This is a genomic window from Candidatus Photobacterium acropomis, from assembly GCF_030685555.1.
Lineage (GTDB): Bacteria > Pseudomonadota > Gammaproteobacteria > Enterobacterales > Vibrionaceae > Photobacterium > Photobacterium lucens.
Genome location: NZ_CP131608.1, coordinates 547,750 through 564,977, shown reverse-complemented (window position 1 = coordinate 564,977; position 17,228 = coordinate 547,750). Strand labels below are relative to the sequence as shown.

At 40.5% G+C, this 17,228-nt stretch carries 16 protein-coding genes; 2 read left to right on the top strand and 14 right to left on the bottom strand.

What is annotated here, in order from left to right:
* Positions 1 to 61: 61 nt before the first annotated feature.
* Complete coding sequence (locus tag Q7657_RS02545) at positions 62 to 1,318, bottom strand: adenylosuccinate synthase (RefSeq protein WP_107166043.1); 1,257 nt, start codon at positions 1,316 to 1,318, stop codon at positions 62 to 64.
* 179 nt (positions 1,319 to 1,497) lie between these two features.
* Here Q7657_RS02545 and Q7657_RS02540 point away from each other — a divergent pair, with 179 nt between their 5' ends.
* Positions 1,498 to 2,403, top strand: a complete 906-nt coding sequence (locus Q7657_RS02540) for a LysR family transcriptional regulator (protein ID WP_053988730.1) — start codon at positions 1,498 to 1,500, stop codon at positions 2,401 to 2,403.
* Positions 2,404 to 2,501: 98 nt separating this feature from the next.
* Here the strand turns inward: Q7657_RS02540 and Q7657_RS02535 are convergent, their stop codons facing one another.
* The 7 genes from Q7657_RS02535 to Q7657_RS02505 all read right to left on the bottom strand — a co-directional run bounded on the left by Q7657_RS02535 (position 2,502) and on the right by Q7657_RS02505 (position 8,833).
* On the bottom strand, positions 2,502 to 2,966 hold the full coding sequence (locus Q7657_RS02535) for a copper resistance protein NlpE (protein WP_023935215.1): 465 nt from the start codon (positions 2,964 to 2,966) through the stop codon (positions 2,502 to 2,504).
* 71 nt (positions 2,967 to 3,037) lie between these two features.
* Complete coding sequence (locus Q7657_RS02530; RefSeq protein ID WP_053988729.1) at positions 3,038 to 3,358, bottom strand: hypothetical protein; 321 nt, start codon at positions 3,356 to 3,358, stop codon at positions 3,038 to 3,040.
* Positions 3,359 to 3,451: 93 nt separating this feature from the next.
* On the bottom strand, positions 3,452 to 4,336 hold the full coding sequence (locus Q7657_RS02525; RefSeq protein ID WP_107166044.1) for a hypothetical protein: 885 nt from the start codon (positions 4,334 to 4,336) through the stop codon (positions 3,452 to 3,454).
* Between the two features lie 230 nt (positions 4,337 to 4,566).
* Complete coding sequence (locus Q7657_RS02520) at positions 4,567 to 5,226, bottom strand: hypothetical protein (RefSeq protein ID WP_107166045.1); 660 nt, start codon at positions 5,224 to 5,226, stop codon at positions 4,567 to 4,569.
* A gap of 172 nt (positions 5,227 to 5,398) precedes the next feature.
* Positions 5,399 to 5,740 (bottom strand): hypothetical protein, encoded by a 342-nt coding sequence (locus Q7657_RS02515; RefSeq protein WP_237458765.1) that lies wholly within the window; start codon positions 5,738 to 5,740, stop codon positions 5,399 to 5,401.
* A 215-nt stretch (positions 5,741 to 5,955) separates the two neighbouring features.
* Complete coding sequence (locus tag Q7657_RS02510; protein ID WP_107166046.1) at positions 5,956 to 7,863, bottom strand: alkaline phosphatase D family protein; 1,908 nt, start codon at positions 7,861 to 7,863, stop codon at positions 5,956 to 5,958.
* Between the two features lie 91 nt (positions 7,864 to 7,954).
* Positions 7,955 to 8,833: a LysR family transcriptional regulator gene (locus Q7657_RS02505; RefSeq protein WP_053988725.1), complete on the bottom strand. Its 879-nt coding sequence runs from the start codon at positions 8,831 to 8,833 to the stop codon at positions 7,955 to 7,957.
* Positions 8,834 to 8,954: 121 nt separating this feature from the next.
* On the opposite strand from Q7657_RS02505, the gene Q7657_RS02500 reads away from it, so the two are divergent.
* Positions 8,955 to 10,337, top strand: a complete 1,383-nt coding sequence (locus Q7657_RS02500; protein WP_107166047.1) for an MATE family efflux transporter — start codon at positions 8,955 to 8,957, stop codon at positions 10,335 to 10,337.
* Positions 10,338 to 10,414: 77 nt separating this feature from the next.
* On the opposite strand, the gene Q7657_RS02495 is transcribed toward Q7657_RS02500, so the two are convergent.
* From Q7657_RS02495 to Q7657_RS02470, 6 genes are all read right to left on the bottom strand, one after another.
* Positions 10,415 to 11,074: an alpha/beta hydrolase gene (locus Q7657_RS02495; RefSeq protein ID WP_107166048.1), complete on the bottom strand. Its 660-nt coding sequence runs from the start codon at positions 11,072 to 11,074 to the stop codon at positions 10,415 to 10,417.
* A 51-nt stretch (positions 11,075 to 11,125) separates the two neighbouring features.
* Positions 11,126 to 12,397, bottom strand: coding sequence for an ABC transporter substrate-binding protein (locus tag Q7657_RS02490; protein ID WP_107166176.1), 1,272 nt, complete (start codon positions 12,395 to 12,397; stop codon positions 11,126 to 11,128).
* A 19-nt stretch (positions 12,398 to 12,416) separates the two neighbouring features.
* Entirely contained in the window at positions 12,417 to 13,862 is a 1,446-nt protein-coding gene (locus Q7657_RS02485) for an ATP-binding protein (RefSeq protein ID WP_107166049.1), read from the bottom strand.
* An 83-nt stretch (positions 13,863 to 13,945) separates the two neighbouring features.
* On the bottom strand, positions 13,946 to 14,677 hold the full coding sequence (locus Q7657_RS02480; RefSeq protein ID WP_107166050.1) for a response regulator: 732 nt from the start codon (positions 14,675 to 14,677) through the stop codon (positions 13,946 to 13,948).
* A 369-nt stretch (positions 14,678 to 15,046) separates the two neighbouring features.
* On the bottom strand, positions 15,047 to 16,306 hold the full coding sequence (locus tag Q7657_RS02475; RefSeq protein ID WP_107166051.1) for a quaternary amine ABC transporter ATP-binding protein: 1,260 nt from the start codon (positions 16,304 to 16,306) through the stop codon (positions 15,047 to 15,049).
* Entirely contained in the window at positions 16,303 to 17,196 is an 894-nt protein-coding gene (locus Q7657_RS02470; RefSeq protein WP_053988719.1) for an ABC transporter permease, read from the bottom strand. The genes Q7657_RS02475 and Q7657_RS02470 overlap by 4 nt, the downstream gene beginning before the upstream one ends.
* Positions 17,197 to 17,228: the final 32 nt, after the last annotated feature.

Here is a 17,228-nt window from a genome sequence, read left to right as displayed (position 1 = left end):
ATGTTAATCAACACGCCCGTTTCATTATTTATCGCTTTTGATGCTAATGATACTTTCGCAATTAGCGTAGGATCATTTGATCACGCTCAGGACCTACAGAGACCATTTTCACTGGCACGCCCATCAGCTCTTCAATGCGAAGGATGTATTCTTGTGCACCTTCTGGTAACTCGTCAAATTCACGGCAACCAGTGATGTCTTCTTCCCAACCTTTCATTTGCTCGTAAACAGGCGTTAATGCTGCTGTTTGAGGCCAGATTGGGTTTTCAGTGTGATCACCATTGTAAGCAACACAGATCTTAAGATCTTTCATGCCTGTTAGACAGTCAATCTTAGTTAGGGCAATTTCAGTTGCCGCTTGTAACTCAACGCCGTTACGTGTTGCTACTGCATCAAAGTAACCCATATCACGTGGACGACCTGTTGTTGCACCGAACTCTTTAGCATCTTCACGGAACTGGTCTTGATCTTCCATTGCTGTGATCAGTGTACCTGTACCTACAGATGAGCTGAAAGATTTAGCAACAGCAATAACACGCTCAGGGTGAAGGGCTGGTAAACCACTACCAATACCTGCGTAAGCTGCTGTTACGTTTGAAGATGTTGTCCAAGGGTATTCGCCGTATACTAGATCACGACCAGCACCAAGTTGTGCTTCAAACAATAGTGTTTTGTCTTCTTTTTGTAACGCTTTTAGTGGCTCAGTGACGTTAGTAATGCTGTCACGCCAAGGTGCAGATACTTCTAGTAACCACTCAGTCATTTCTTCTGCTGTTTGAGTGAACTCAAATGATGGGTATAACGCTTTCATTTGAGGTAGTTTCCAATCCATCATGAATTGGATACGCTCACGTAACACTTCAGGTTGTTTTAACCAACCCACAAGAATACCTTTCTTCATTACACGGTCACCGTATGCAGGCGCAATACCTTGGCGAGTTGAACCGTATGCACCGTCACCTAGACGTTGTTCTTCTAGTGTGTCTTCAAGTGCGTGAAGAGGTAAACATAGTGTTGCGCGATCTGAGATGCAAAGTTTTACTTCAACGCCAGATGTTGCTACTTCTTCGATTTCTAACGACAGTTTCTCAGGGCTGATCACCATGCCAGGGCCTAATACTGCGATACAATCTGGGTTGAATACGCCGCTTGGTAATTGGTGAAGTTTGAATGTACCAAACTCGTTTACTACGGTGTGACCCGCATTGTTACCACCTTGGAAACGAATGCTTGCTGAAGCTTGACCTGCTAAATAATCAACAATACGGCCTTTACCTTCATCACCCCAGTTAGCACCAACAACAACAATAGACGACATAATTTAGATCTCCTCAAAAGCAATGCGATCTATCCTATGCCCATCAATGCAATAAGAATAATTAATAATCGTTATTAACTTGATAAGAATATCATATCTGAAGTATGGTTAATCTTCCCCACTCAATATGTTATGTATGATGAATAGTTTCATCAACAACTAAGGTAATCACGGTTGCTATGATTGATATCCACTGGCTCAATACGTTTGTCGCCTTGGCTAAATACCAACACTTCGGCAAAACGGCAGCTGCACTGCATATGACCCAGCCAAATGTGAGTCTTCACCTTAAACAATTAGAACAAACGACACGGGTAAAACTCATTGAGCGTAATCCTTTTCGCTTAACTCAAGCAGGCAAACGTTTATTACAAAGTGCCGAAAATACCTTAATGGAACTCCAGATCTGCCAAGCAGATCTCAATGCGATCAATGAACTCAACCGTGGCACATTAACCATTGCTGCCAGTGATATTATTTCGCGCCTATTGTTAATCAGCCCTTTTCAATCGTTTAAGAAAGAATATCCGGGCATTGATTTGTCACTGTTTAATACCACCTCATCACAAGCTACCGAGTTGGTAAAAAGTGCTAAAGCAGATTTAGGTTTTGTTATTGCACAGAAAGAAAGCCAGCCATTACACTTTACAGAATTACGCCAAGTAAAATGGTGTGCACTAGGCAATGGGCTTTCCCGTTGGCAGGCATTATCTGCCGATCCTTCACTGACATTACCCACTGAGCCATTGGCGGCTGAAGAACCGACTCTGATTTTGTTAGGCCACGATACCCGTACTCGTGAGCTGATTGATATGGCGTTACCGTTACTGAAATTGAACAAATTTCATGTCATGGAAGTAGGCAGTGTGGATGCGCAAATTGATTGGGCAGAAGCTGGCTTTGGGGTTGCGATTGTACCGAGTTTTTCTTTACATTCTAAACCGCATTTAAAAACCCAAATCACCCCGCTACCTGATTTCCCAACCACCAGTTTGGGTTACATTGTGCGCCAAAACCAAGTGCTATCGCGGGCAATTAAACAGCTATTACGTTGGGTAGATGAAGAGATCCAACGTTCACAATAAATCATAACAAGTGACAATAATTGCTTTATTCAGATAATAAAAAGCCCTGAATTAACAGGGCTTCTCGCATAAAACTGATTGTCATTAATAACAAAAGATTATTTATGCTCTTGCTTCTTCAAAGTGTAAGCATCTGCTAAATCACCTTGAATACGTTGGCCATCTTTATCGAGATGGAAGACGCGTTGTTCACCCACAAAATACTGTGCAGTTTGACCGCCACCAAGATTCAGCGTGATCGTATCGCCTTTATCATTCCAATTAAACTTACCTTCCGTTGTTAACGGTTTAGCTTCTTTACCTTGGTAAGTCTGATCCAAAATGAAAGTTCCGTCGTCTTTTAGCGTCAGGCTTGTTTCAATACCAGAACAATCAGCACACGGCTCAATGCCTGTGTACTCACCCATCCAATCTAGCGAGTTTTTCGCATTATCATGAACTTGAGCAATCTCGGTTGGCTGTCCATTTTCAGCAGTTGTCGTCGATGATGTTTTATCAGCAGTTTGATCACAACCGACAAGTACTAAACCAAGAAGAGCTGTAGCTAAAAGCGTTTTTTTCATTTGTAACTCCTTACATAACACAGAAAAATATGGGCTTTCTACATTCTCTCAGCCCTATTTAGCTGTATTACTTATTTTGATTCTGCTGTTGCATCCTTGACTGCGTCTTTTACATCATCCGCAGCTTTATTAGCATCATCAGCTATCTCTTTGCTGGTTTCAACTGTTTTATCTGCAACATCATTCGCCGCTTTTGCCGCATCATCAGCAACTTGTTTAGTCGCATCTGCCGCAGCTTGTGTTGCCTCATTTGTTACTTTAGATGCATCAACAACAACGACAGTTGCAGGTGCGTCAGCTTTTGGTGCATCAGTCGCTGCTTTGTCAGCACCTTGATCACAACCTACAAGAACCAATCCTAGTACTGCTGTTGCCAATAGTGTTTTTTTCATCTTATATCTCCTTTTAGCGAAAACAAGATACCCTGATACTCTTATAAATTAAGTATCACGGTATCTCGCTATAAAATTCTTACAATGTAAGTATTAGTTAAATAAATCCGATGCTTTTTTCTCTAAGTCATCCGCTGCATTCTTGGTCTTATCAACTGCAGAATCTGTCATATCAGCCGCTTTATCTGCTGCCGCATTTGCTGAATCATCAACTGACTTCATTGTGTCACTTGCTGCATTTTTCATGCTATCAACGGAATCGTTAACTGATTTTGCAGCATCATTAGCTGAACTCTTCATACTGTCTTCAGCAGCCGCTGCTTTATTATCTACAGACTCAATAACGTTTGATGTTTTTTCCGCAGCAGCATCTTTCATTTCTGTTGCTGAATGCTTCATTTCATCCATCGAATCATTCATCGACTTTACTGCACTATCTGCCGCATCGCTGACAGCATCAGAGGCTTCTGCAGCTTTTGTTTTTGCCGAATCCATTACTGCTTTTGATTCATCAGTCACCACATCTTTCGCATCAGACGCAGATTCTTTCATCTTATCCACCGCAGCTGATGTTTCATCAGCTACTGACGATTCTGTTAGCGATGTTTTTAACTCATTCGCTTTATCTTTCACTGCATCGACAGAGTCAGTCACGGCTTGTTTTGATGCATCCATCGCATCTGCCGCTTTTGATTTCACTGTATCCGTCATCTCAGAGGCTTTTTGCACTGCTGAATCACTCATATCAGCGGCCTTATCAACCATTTTATTGGTTTGCTCTTTTACAACGTCTGCTGCGTTAGCCACTGTATCTTTGGTTGCATCAACCGCCGTATTGGTTTGATCTGCAACTTGCTCTTTCATTTCAGTAGTTGAGTGCTGCGCAACCGATGCTGGATCTGTTGTATCTTGTTTTGCTTGATCACAACCAACAAGGAATAAACCAGCGATAGTCATAGCGATAATTGTTTTTTTCATACTCACCTCTGTCATGAATACTGTTTCAATACGCTTCTAGCATATTATCTAAATAACGTATTAACTTTGTCTTATTTAGGTCATATACAAGTCAATAATAGGTCAAATTATTGCTCTTAGGTATTTAATATCTTTAGTTTGAAGAATGAAACAAAAAAAATGGAAAATAACATCGCGTTATTTTCCATTCTTTATTAAAAATTAGAAAAGTTTTACTTTTGAATAATATTTCAGCTTTTAATAATTGTATTATTCCTATAACAGCTTTGCTTATTGTTCAAGATGTTAAGATAGAAAAACTGATAGTTTACTGAAGCATAAAAGATAACGGTATAACCAAGAAGTTCTGTACTTTCCTCTGCAATATTTTTAACAACTCGCATAAAAGCATCACCCATAATTTGATGCCAAAAACTTCCCATTCCTAATAGTCGAGAAAATACAAATAAAATAGCGAGCCCTAAAACAAGAACAGGGAAATGTTTATTTGCCATAAATTGCTTTAAGTTAATTATCGTATTCTTTCGATCACTGAGTGCATAACTTATTGCAGAGAAGGCTGTAACAAGTGCAGGTATCACCCAAAAACCATGATGAACTGTTTTATCAAAAAATGAGTCCAACTCACGTATCAACATACATGTAAAAAAGGTAGAGATAAGATAAAACGTTTTACGGTATTGCTTACTTTGATAACCGATATAGCCGTAACATAACATCGTCGCGAAAAGTAAACACTGCTCCATATATTCGGTAGCAGATTGCTCGGGGATATTATTTTTTAGCTCTAATACATCATATTGAATAACCCAAACAGGCAATGATATTAATAACATTAAAGCAACGACATGTATTAATTTTTGACCTATGTATTTAAGATCTGAAGACATCCAGCACCACATATAACCATAACTTATTAATGTCTTCCGTGATTATTGTTCTCTATCCATTTAATAACGGGGGATAATACGTAAAGATAAATATGGGTGCAATTTTATTCACGAATTAAATAAGTAAAAGACTTTTACCTATTTGAAATAAATCTTATAGATTTAAATGATGTTATTGACATCCACACGAAATAAATTCATATTCAGTTGCGCCAAATAATTTACATTCTTTCTTAAAGACTAAAATATCGGCACCAATTGGACAAAACATACTCGGTTCAACCGAAAGATTAATCTCTGCATCTTCCTCATCAGACACTACTTTAAGTAGCAACTTACGCTGACCTGTTTCATATTTCGATGTTGTTTCGGTTACTTTACCAACGATGGAATCAATGTCGTACGTATCTTCACCAACAAAAACAAGCGCACTCGCCAATCCGATAAAAGATAAGCAGAGAAACAATGTAAACATTTTTACTTTACATAATTTATGGCCAATTCGTTTTAGCAAAATACCTGATCCTGTGTAGAGCTATTACTTAGCGATAACTCTACTCTAGCACTACCATGTCGCTAATTTAAACAGTTTTGTGAATAGGATCTTATAAATTATGAAATAAAATGAGAGTTTTTATTTATCAGCTCATACGACAAATAACATAACATCATGATTTTAAAGATAAAATGTTATTTATAACATTACATTGACATGGCTTTACTTTATTCTCACTTTTGTGCTGGAAAATTAATCAATTCCCCTTCTGCAGTCAAAATATCGATCTTTTTAGGTGCACCATCATCCGTTAAATATAACTCGCCAATCGCACTACGGTTCACTAAACGATGACTCCCTGTAACATCAGGATCACGCTTTTCAATCAGTAACTCTTTGCGTTTGGTGAACCAATTTAATGGGGAATGTGGGCTATACAACGCTCTATCCATTGCATCACAAAAACGCAGTAAACGGTTTGGAAACTCATTTTTAAAACCACTACAAGTGATCTGGTAAATATGGAACTTCCCTTTGTGATTACGCAAAGTAATGTCATAGGCAAACGAGTAATGCACATCACCTGAAAGGATAATGAAGTTCGTCGGGGTTTTAGTATGGGTAAAAATACTGAGCAAAGTATTAGCAGAGCCCGGATGCGCCATCCAGTTTTCCGCATCCACTAATAAAGGTTGTCCTATCCATGTCATCATACGCTGCAAGGTTTCAATGAACTTTACACCAAACATAGGTGCAGCAGAGACAATAATCACCGCTGGTTCATTTAATAGCTCTTGCTGGAACTCTGTCATGGCTTCCCAATCCATTAAGCCTGATGGACGGTTATCATTCGATTCAGAGCGCCAACGACGTGTACGAGTATCTAATACCACCATTTTAGGCGTTGTCGGAATGGTATAATGCCACTGTTCAAACTGATTAAGGCGTGCAATAAAAGTGTCTTGGGTTTCATTGCACGGCATTGCAAAATACCGTCTTGCATCATCAATAAATGCAGACTCAAACTTTTCAGGAGCATTGCCCCACGCTTGGCATAACCAGTAACTGATTAACGCATTACCAATAATCCGGCGTGAAAATAAATTATCAAAAGCGGCCTTTTCCCAGCGTCGATTTAATTGATAATCGTCCGTAATATCGTGATCATCAAAAATCATATAAGTCGGAATATGAGCAAATAAGCGTTGCACTTGTGGCAAACCTTGAATGAAATCATCCATGATCACGCTTTCTTTTTCCCACTGTTGACGCCACTTCAGCGCAACTTGTTCACCACCACAGATAAAGTGCTGTTTAGCAAAACGTTCACGATCAACGTATTGCCATAGTGTTGGCGACCACACCAACAAATACATCGCAAAATATTCGCTAAAGCTGATCAGGTGATTTTCACACTCCCGTGAGCTAAATATCGGTACCGTTCGATTAGGGATTAATTTACCTAACCATGTTTGATCGATATAAGTTGGTAGGAGTTTCTCACGCCCATACAAATGATGAGGATGGCGATAAAGCGCATCAGTATCCGCAATTGAAGCTTGCTCAAATGTCTCTTTAGGCAATCCTAGTAATTGAACAACTTGCTCTATGGCATCCAGTGTGGGCCCTGCCACATGATCAGCATAGATTTGATCGCCACTCATCATTAATAGACTTGGACGTTCTAAAATATCAAGCCCTTCCACCTTATTATCAGCAGCAACAAGGCTGTCTTTACTCGGATAATGCGGATTTCGACACGAGCCATGTAATACATAATCTGCTTTAGTATTAATAACAAAACTAATCGCAGATTCATTTTGATAAGTTAATGATGGGATAAGCTCTGTCAGCAAACCATACTGTGTCACCAACTGATAAGACAGAGGCGTATTAACAGGGAACAGCCCTTCAAACTGCGCTAATACTACCCATGCTTTTTCACCGATTTGAATTTGATGTTCATCGGCAATCACAGCTTGATAGCAAGGTTCGCTCTCGCCTTGTTGATAGAGATAAAACGTTGCATCCAAACGCTCGGTGGTAACAAACCACAAGACCAACTGTGAGGCGGTTGCTTTACGCAAAATAGGCCCTGCAATAACTAGCGGCAAGGCAGATGCTGACGTTTCTTTCATCATTTCACTTCTCAACTACATAGCAATGTGGTCACCGCATTAGACAGTGCTCACCACATCAACATAAAAACTAAATCAATAAGAAACAATAAGGTTACTGAGCAAATATAGATTTCAGCTCTTTCTGAATCCATTGCAAAACAGGTCCAGTTCCACGATCACGCCGCTTCACCACCCCCATTTCAATCCATTGTGATGCTGGAATATTCTCCATTGATAGCTTCACTACCCCTTCAGAAAAGAATTCATTAGTAAAAACATGATCGGGAACAAATGCCCAGCCCATATTGCGCATCACAAAAGAGGTAATGGAATAATAACTGTCAATATGCCAATAATTTGCTGATAACGCTTCACTATGATGGCGACCGCTACGATCACAAATCAAAAATTGTCGATGTTGACTTAATTGCTGCACAGTAGGTGCTGCTGTTTGTGCCAAAGGGTGATTTTTTCCCACAATTAGCGATGAGCTAAATTCACAAATAGGCGTAAATTCTAAGCTACTCGGTAACATTTTATTAAAAAACAGGATACCAATATCAGCTAACTGTTCATCAACACGGGTTGCAATATCATCTTTCGAGCCATTAATAATGGTTAATTTTAATAAGGGAAATGTCTCGGATACATGCTGAAAGAACTCTTCAAATGCTGTGAGCGGTGATGCTTCATCCATCGCAATTGTTAAGGTGACTTCTTCACCTTTGGTTAAGGTTAATGCCCGTGATTGCAAGCGATCGCACTGCGCCAATACAACTTTTGCCTCTTCATACATTTGCTGACCTTCTGGGGTCAGAACAGGTAATCTTGCACTACGATCGAATAATTCAAACCCTAAATCTGCCTCTAGGTTACTAATTGCAGTGCTGATCCGTGACTGTGCTTTACCTAACCGACGAGCAGCAGCCGAAAAAGACCCTTGTTGTACTGAAATAACAAAAGCATTGAGTTGATCTAATGTCCAATCCATAAAATCAATCCATCCGATAATCAGATATTTAATATCTTTGAGCAATCTAATATTCGGAGATAATACATCTATTCCCAGCAACTGAATAGTATGTGGGTAGACCATTTTCACGAGAATATTTATGCAAAGCTCCTCGTTTATTCCTTCATCGAATAATATTTCGAAAAATTTTTGGCGTTACACCATCCCTTCCGTGGCCGCAATGTTGGTAAACGGGCTATATCAGATAGTAGATGGGATCTTTGTTGGTCACTATGTGGGCTATCAAGGGCTTGCCGCCATCAATATGGCATGGCCTATCACATTTGTACTATCAGGGTTAGGCTTGATGATCGGCATAGGTAGTGGCACGTTAATTTCTATTGCTCGTGGTGAGCAAAGCATGACTAACGCCCAACGAGCCTTTAATACAGGTTTGATTCTAACCTTTATTATTAGCTGCCTCTCATTCGCTGCATTTGCGTTTTTCGGTGGCTACTTTTTACAACTGCAAGGTGCGCAGCAGGACATTAAACACCTTGCTTTAGACTATGTATCAACCTTTGGTAATGCGGCGTTTATTACAGTATTAGCAGGTGCGATGCCAATGTTGATCCGCAATGACGATAGCCCGAAAATTGCGACCACTTTGTTGGTGATCGGTGCACTTACTAACATTGTGCTGGATTATGTATTTCTAGGCATTATGGGTTGGGAGTTAAAAGGCGCTGCGATTGCGACCTTAATTGCCCAAGGACTAACTTGTGTAGGCGGTTTAATTTACTTCTGCTCACAATATTCAACCTTAAAGCTTAAGATCTCATTGCCTCAATTTTCATGGTCTGAAAGTCAAAAGATCATGTCATTAGGCTCATCAGCATTGATCATGTACCTCTATGGTAGCTTTGTAGTGGCACTGCATAACTACCAATTCATGGTTTATGGTACAGAGTTAACTGTTGGTGCTTTTGCCATTGTTGGTTATATGATGACGATGTACTACTTGGTTGCAGAAGGGATTGGTGAAGGCTTACAACCACCAGTGAGTTATTACTATGGCGCTAAAAAGCCTCAATATATCCGCCAAACCTTAATTTTAGCGATGAAAACCACCGTGATTGCAGGTATTGCATGGTTCTTGTTATTAACAAGTTTCCCATCAACACTGATTAGTTTGTTCAATAGCAGCAATAGCGCACTGACACTTGAAGCCACTCAAGGTATTCGTTTACACCTGTTTGCTATGTTCTTAGATGGTTTTATTGTATTAGCCACCATGTATTTTATGTCGGTGAATCAAGCATCAAAAGCCTTGGTTATTTCAATCAGCAACATGCTTATCCAATTGCCGTTTTTATATTTCTTACCGAAATTCCTTGGTGTTGCAGGAGTTTGGTTAACAATGCCAATCTCCACCATGGTATTAAGTGTGGTGGTAGGAGCGATGGTATGGAAAGACATTAATCAACGCTGTAGCAGTCATGATGATTCAGACTTAGCATCGGTACAGTTAATCGAAGAATAAACGCTAGATACAACAACGCATCAGCACCTTCTTTCTATAAAGTAAGACGGTACTGATGCGTTTCTTTTATTTCACTGTTAAGTCAATATTTGCTTTAACCAAACGGCAATATCATTAATTTGCGGCATGCATACTTGGTGCTCCATCGGATATGTTCGCCAGTTAGGTTTATAGCCAGCTTTAATTAAATCATCTCTCGCTATTTCACCTAATAGTGGCAGTACAACAGGATCATAACTACCATGCATGATCTCAATTGGGATCTGACGATTGGCATCACTGTATTGAATAATATGCGCTGTGGGGAAATACGTTGATAATGCCAATAAGCCTGCTAATGATTTAGAAAAACATAACGCCGCATGGTAAACCACTGCGCCACCTTGAGAAAAACCAGCCAGCACAATACGTTCCGATGGAATACCTCGGCTAATTTCACGTTCAACTAAATCAATCACACGCTGCGCTGACTGCATTAATTGTTCATCATTAAGCTTACGAGAAACATCTAAAGAGATAATGTCGTACCATGCTGGCATCTCCATCCCACCATTAATGGTGACGGGAATTGATGGTGAATGTGGGAAAATAAATCGGATCGGAGAATCTTGCGCTAATTTTAATTCTGGCAAAATCGCTTCAAAATCATGCCCATTAGAGCCTAACCCATGCAACCAAATCACACTGGCCGTTGCTGGTACGTTTGGCTCGACTTCAACACAAGATAAATATTCCACTTTCGTCTCCTTACTTTCTTTTTATAAGCTTAATGCTCACATGTTGCCTTACTACATCGCTGATTTTACAGCACGAGATAATCGAATAGCAGCCGATGTTGGATCAGCGGTTGGATCATCAAAGAAATGACTGACTACATCAATAATGGCACTTTGCACGTCACTAGAGGTCGCTAAATTATGAGAAAAGCTCGGAACAAGTGCATTATCCTTTGCTGCAATCTTAAATGCTTTCATTGATGCTAACGAACACGCATCGTAATCGGTTAACGGTACATCCTGCCGTACCGGGATAGAGCCTTTGTATAAGCTAAAATCACGTTGGAACGACGGTGTCAGTATGGTTCTTGCTAGATCTTGCTGGGCGATTTTATCTTGCTCATTCCCTTTCAGTTTAAAGAAAGTAATGGTATCGAGGTTATAAGAAAACATCCCCTGCGTGCCCGGCACAGGAACACATAAATAGTCTTTCCCTGCGACTTCATTCTCGCTGGCAAATTCGCCTTTTGCCCAATCTCCCATGATTTGCATGGCCGCTTGATCGTGGATCAGCATTTCTGTTGCTTGGTTCCAGCGACGCCCCGTTGAATCAGGATCAACGTATTGTTTCATACGTTTGAATTGGCGAAAAACCTCTACCATTTTAGCGTCACTAAGTGCTGTTAAATCCAATTCGACAAAGGCTTTCATGTAACCTTGTGCGCCCAATACACTTAACGCTACTGCTTCAAATAAGGTTGCGTCTTGCCATGCTTCACCACCATGAGCTAATGGTACAAACCCTGCCGCCTTTATTTTATCCGCAGCAACGAAAAACTCTGCGAGCGTGGTTGGTACTTTGGCATCGGCTAATTTAAAGATATGTGGATTGATCCAAAGCCAGTTAACACGGTGCAACGTCACTGGCGCTGCAACATAGTGACCATCATATTTCACCAGTTGCAAATCATTCACGATCGCTTCAACTTCAGGTAGCAAAACACTATCCCATTGTTCTTGCTCAGCAATCGTATCTAATGAGGTAAGAAAACCTAATCGTCCCCACTCTTGAATATCTTGCCCTTTTAACTGCGCCGCTGTCGGTGGATTTCCTGAGATCGCCCGCATTTTTAAGACCGTCATGGCACTTTGACCACCGCCACCAGCAATCGCAAAATCTTTCCAGTAATGACCATTGGTTTCCATGCGCTTTTTAAGCACTCCGACAGCATTGGATTCACCTTTAGATGTCCACCAATGCAGTACCTCAATCGTACCTTCCGCCATACTCTGCTGACTTAACAACAGTAAGAATAAACTTGCTCCCCAGTGTTTAATCTTCATTTTCACCTCTGCAGTACAATCAGACATTTTTTAATAAACGAGGCAGTACCACAGTCACTAACAAACCACCTTTAATGGAGTTTTTAATGGTTAACTTGCCGCCATGAGCACGAATAATATTGCGTGAAATCCCCATTCCTAAACCGTGCCCATTACTGTCTGTCGCTAAACGGACATAAGGTTCAAATACCGCTTTGAGTTTGTCTTCAGGAATGCCATTTCCTTGATCGTGAATGGTAATAATTAGCTGCTCACTACTATCGATAGTAGCGATCACCACGCTCTCACCGTATTTCACACCATTATCAATTAAATTACTTAAACAGCGTTTTAGTGCCAGTGGCTTCGCTGTGATAGGTAAAATCGGATCGGTTGGCAAAGTTACTTTAATACCATGATGATTATGCGATTCAGCAATGCTAGTTAGCAGATGTTCAATATCTACATCGGTCAGGTTTTCATGCAAATCGGTTTCTTTCACACATTGCAACGCCCCTTTTACCATCATCTCTAACTCATCAAGATCATGATTAAACTTATCGATTTTCTCATCATCATCAATCAATTCTGCGCGCAAACGTAAGCGGGTGATCGGGGTTTTCAAATCATGGGAAATGGAGGAAAACAACTGTTCTCTGTCTTCGATATATTTCCTCAAACGCAGCTGCATGCGGTTAAAGGCTTGCGTTGCCGTGACTAACTCACTCGCCCCTTGCTCTTTCAGTGGCGGCTGATAAATATCAAGACTTAATGAGTTTGCGGCATCCGCTAACTGCTTTAATGGTCGAGTTTGTTTACGCACCATAATGTAGGTAAACAACAGCAGCAGTAAGGTACTAAAAGTTAAAAAGATAAATTGCTGACGAGTAATGATCTCATCCTTCAACATCATGTATGGTGCAGGTAATAAAGCAGCAATATATAGCCACTGATTTTTATCTAGCTCGATTTGCACCACCAAGATCGGTGGGTTTAACGGCTCTAAACTTAAGGTGTTATGCACCCAAGAGCGCGGTAAGTCAGACAACAAAACATCATTTTTTAAAACGTGAAGGGTTTCTGGACGTGAGAACTCCACTTGAATATTAGGCAGTTTAGGCAATTTCTCATGTAATACGGTTTTAAATACCGATACTGCAGTTTCCTTTTGTTCGGTATTCTTGATTGGCGTGATGTTAATTTCTTCTTCATTAAACGAGACGAAAAAACGCGTTCCGCCCATATTACGTAACTGTTCAAGAACAATATGACGATACTCTAACGGTAACGATTGAAAGAAATTTACCGTCGAGGCAAACATGGTCGCCATACTGGCAGAAGTGGAGCGTAATCCCTCTAGATCACGTTTTTTAGATTGGGTATACCAAATACTGGTTGCAATGATTTGAGCAAGAAAAACAGCCAATAAAGTTAACCATAAGGTGCGAGATACCAAAGATTTTGGCCACAATGACTTCCAATTCATAGTTTGCTATTTACCTAACGCTAGATAAAAAAAGTGTGGCACTAGACACCACACTTTCTTAAATATTCATTTGCCACACAAGATCATATTTGATCTTCATAACGCACTTCTGCGGTAAAAATATAACCGTTACCACGACTGGTTTTAATTAAACGCTGTGTACGTCCTTTATCACCTAAACGCTGACGTAAACGACTTAACGCAACATCAATGCCTCGCTCAGAAGGCTGAGCCTCTCGCCCTCTTGTCGCACACGAGATCGTATCACGATCCAATATTTCATTGGGTCTTGTTACAAACAACATGAGTAGAGAATAATCACCGCTCGTTAACTCAAATTCTTCGTTTGTTTGTACATCAAGCAAACGATGTGCGGTAGTGTCTAAACGCCAGTTGGAAAAATAGATAAACTTAGCAACTGACGGTGATAACTGCACATCAGACGGTTTTATACGACGCAACAATGCTTTAATACGCGCTAACAATTGTCGAGGGCTAAACGGCTTAGCAATATAGTCATCCGCACCAATTTCAAGTCCAATGATCTGATCCATTTCATCAGACACTGCGGTTAGCATGATGATTGGTACATCCGAACTTTTACGAATATGCTGACATAACGTAAAGCCGTCATCCCCAGGCATCATAATATCCAGTAAGATCAAATCAGGATAACCCGCAGCAAGGCAACGTTTCATTTCCTCACCTTCTGCCGCAGTTTGTACCTCAAAACCATTTTTGGTTAGGTACTCCTCCAGTAGTTCACGGATTTCTTTGTCATCATCCACGACAAGAACTTGTTTCGAGATGCTCATGTATTTGTTCACCACACGACAATTGGTACAGTCATCACTGTCATTGGGAAACAGTGAGATACCAAACTAGACTTTATTATTAGAGATATTTTCTCTTTATTTGACCACTTATTTGTAAAAATGTCAGCAATTTGCTCTAGAAGCGAGATCTAATCGATACTTTATTCGCAACAAAAAAGCTACTGTAGAATATTGCAAGATAGAGCATGTTAATAACCGCCACTAATTTGTATCAAAAGCTTTCAGTACTGTATCGATTGTATCGTTAAGCACACATTTAAAAACAAAAGCCCGTACATCAACAGCACATGGCGTGACATACGGGCAATGATCATTTTGAATTCTTTAATTAGGCAGCAACAAGGTTACCTAAGCAACTTTTGACGGTGCTTTTTTAATGACTTCAACACTATTTTCTGACGCTTCATTATTGCTGTGTTCACTTAAGACTTCAGCCAATGTTGAACGTGATAAACGCCCCGTTACTTGTCCTTCAGCATCAACAACTGGTAATGGATGATCACTGTCTAAGGTTTCTGGTATCACCGTTTCAAGTAATGCGTCAGTTGATACAGCTGGCACATCTTCTAGCATCGATGCATCAATCGCATTGTCGTACTCAGACTCTTTCACACTATCTAATGTTTCTTGGGTGATCACGCCTTGATAACCTTGCTGATCAATGTAATAAGCAAAATCATCTTTTGCTTTTCGCATTTGAGTAACAGCTTCACCGATCGTTTCTGCTGAAATACGCACCACTTGTGGCTTCATCACCGTTTCAACGGTTAACGCACGAGCACGATTAACGTCTTTAACGAATGCTTCCACGTAATCATCTGCAGGATTAAGCAAGATATCGACAGGTTTACCCTGTTGCACCAATACTCCATCACGCAAAATAGCGATACGATCACCTAATCGAAGTGCTTCATCTAAATCGTGAGTAATGAAAACAATAGTTTTGTGGAGCTTTTCTTGCAGCTCAATTAACTGATCTTGCATCTCACTACGGATCAGAGGATCAAGCGCAGAAAAGGCTTCATCCATTAACAAGATTTCTGCATCCGTACATAAAGCACGCGCTAGGCCAACACGCTGCTGCTGACCACCAGAAAGATTAGCTGGATAACTACTTTCATAACCGCTTAAACCTACTGTTTCTAGCCACTCTTTCGCTTTACTTTGCCACTCTGATTTACTAACGCCTTGCACTTGTAAACCATAGCCAACATTTTGCAGTACCGTTCTGTGTGGCATTAAGCCAAAACGTTGGAATACCATCGACATTTTATGACGGCGGAAGTCTTGAAGCTCTTTTTCATTAAGGGACATCACATCAGTTCCCTCAATTTCAATAACACCTTCAGTCGGATCAATTAAGCGATTAAAGTGTCGGATCAAGGTGGATTTCCCCGAACCTGATAAGCCCATAATCACAAAAATCTCACCGGGGAAAATATCTAAATTGATATCACTTAAGCCAACTGTGTGACCTGTTTTTGCTAAGATTTCGTCTTTTGATGCACCGTCTTTAACCTGCTGAACCACTTTCTTATCGTTTGGCCCAAATACTTTATAGAGGTTTTTAACTCGGATCAGAGGCGACTGCTTTGATACTGAACTCATGAACGACCTCCAAGATGTTGCTGACTACGCTTGGCATAACTTTGAGAAATACGGTCGAAAATAATTGCCAGCGCAACAATGGCTAAACCATTTAATAGACCTAAGGTAAAGTACTGATTGGTGATGGACTTCAATACTGGCTGTCCTAACCCTTTCACCCCGATCATCGATGCAATCACTACCATGGCTAATGCCATCATGATGGTTTGGTTAATACCCGCCATAATATTTGGCATTGCCAGCGGAATTTGTACCCCAAACAAGCGTTGCATTGGGCTAGCACCGTAAGCGGTTGCCGCCTCTAACACTTCTTCATCAACCAAGCGAATACCAAGGTTGGTTAAGCGGATCACTGGTGGTACCGCATAAATCACCACCGCAATTAAACCTGGGATTTTACCAATGCCTAATAACATAACGACAGGGATCAAATAAACAAATGCAGGCATGGTCTGCATCACATCCAGTAGTGGCGTAACAATTCGCTGAACCCTGTCAGAGCGCGCCATTGCAATACCTATTGGTATACCAATACCGATTGCCACCAGCGTAGAAACTAAAATTATACTCATCGTCCGCATGGTGTTATCCCACATGCCAAAAAATCCGATGAATAAGAAAGAAAGTACAACCCCAAGTGATAGCTTCCACGATCGACTTGCTACATAAGCAATTGCGGCAAGAATGGCGATCACTAACCACCAAGGTGTTGCGAGTAATAATTTTTCAAACCAGATGAGAAAAGAAAGAAGAGGATCGAAAAAAGATTCGATTGTGTCGCCATATTCTCGAGAAAATGAACGGTAAGCACCATCCAATGTTTTACGAATTTCAACTAACTGAGCACGCTCAAGTTGCGGAAAGTCGGTTAACCATGATTTATCTGACATAAATGTTATCCATACATACTACTGCTATTTAC

Bases quoted from the DNA above. Each gene is read 5' to 3' on its own strand.
- Q7657_RS02525 (WP_107166044.1), bottom strand. From the start codon at position 4,336: ATGAAAAAAACAATTATCGCTATGACTATCGCTGGTTTATTCCTTGTT.
- Q7657_RS02535 (WP_023935215.1), bottom strand. From the start codon at position 2,966: ATGAAAAAAACGCTTTTAGCTACAGCTCTTCTTGGTTTAGTACTTGTC.
- Q7657_RS02480 (WP_107166050.1), bottom strand. From the start codon at position 14,677: ATGAGCATCTCGAAACAAGTTCTTGTCGTGGATGATGACAAAGAAATC.
- Q7657_RS02475 (WP_107166051.1), bottom strand. From the start codon at position 16,306: ATGAGTTCAGTATCAAAGCAGTCGCCTCTGATCCGAGTTAAAAACCTC.
- Q7657_RS02530 (WP_053988729.1), bottom strand. From the start codon at position 3,358: ATGAAAAAAACACTATTGGCAACAGCAGTACTAGGATTGGTTCTTGTA.
- Q7657_RS02540 (WP_053988730.1), top strand. From the start codon at position 1,498: ATGATTGATATCCACTGGCTCAATACGTTTGTCGCCTTGGCTAAATAC.
- Q7657_RS02545 (WP_107166043.1), bottom strand. From the start codon at position 1,318: ATGTCGTCTATTGTTGTTGTTGGTGCTAACTGGGGTGATGAAGGTAAA.
- Q7657_RS02470 (WP_053988719.1), bottom strand. From the start codon at position 17,196: ATGTCAGATAAATCATGGTTAACCGACTTTCCGCAACTTGAGCGTGCT.
- Q7657_RS02500 (WP_107166047.1), top strand. From the start codon at position 8,955: ATGCAAAGCTCCTCGTTTATTCCTTCATCGAATAATATTTCGAAAAAT.
- Q7657_RS02520 (WP_107166045.1), bottom strand. From the start codon at position 5,226: ATGTCTTCAGATCTTAAATACATAGGTCAAAAATTAATACATGTCGTT.
- Q7657_RS02485 (WP_107166049.1), bottom strand. From the start codon at position 13,862: ATGAATTGGAAGTCATTGTGGCCAAAATCTTTGGTATCTCGCACCTTA.
- Q7657_RS02490 (WP_107166176.1), bottom strand. From the start codon at position 12,397: ATGAAGATTAAACACTGGGGAGCAAGTTTATTCTTACTGTTGTTAAGT.
- Q7657_RS02505 (WP_053988725.1), bottom strand. From the start codon at position 8,833: ATGGATTGGACATTAGATCAACTCAATGCTTTTGTTATTTCAGTACAA.
- Q7657_RS02510 (WP_107166046.1), bottom strand. From the start codon at position 7,863: ATGATGAAAGAAACGTCAGCATCTGCCTTGCCGCTAGTTATTGCAGGG.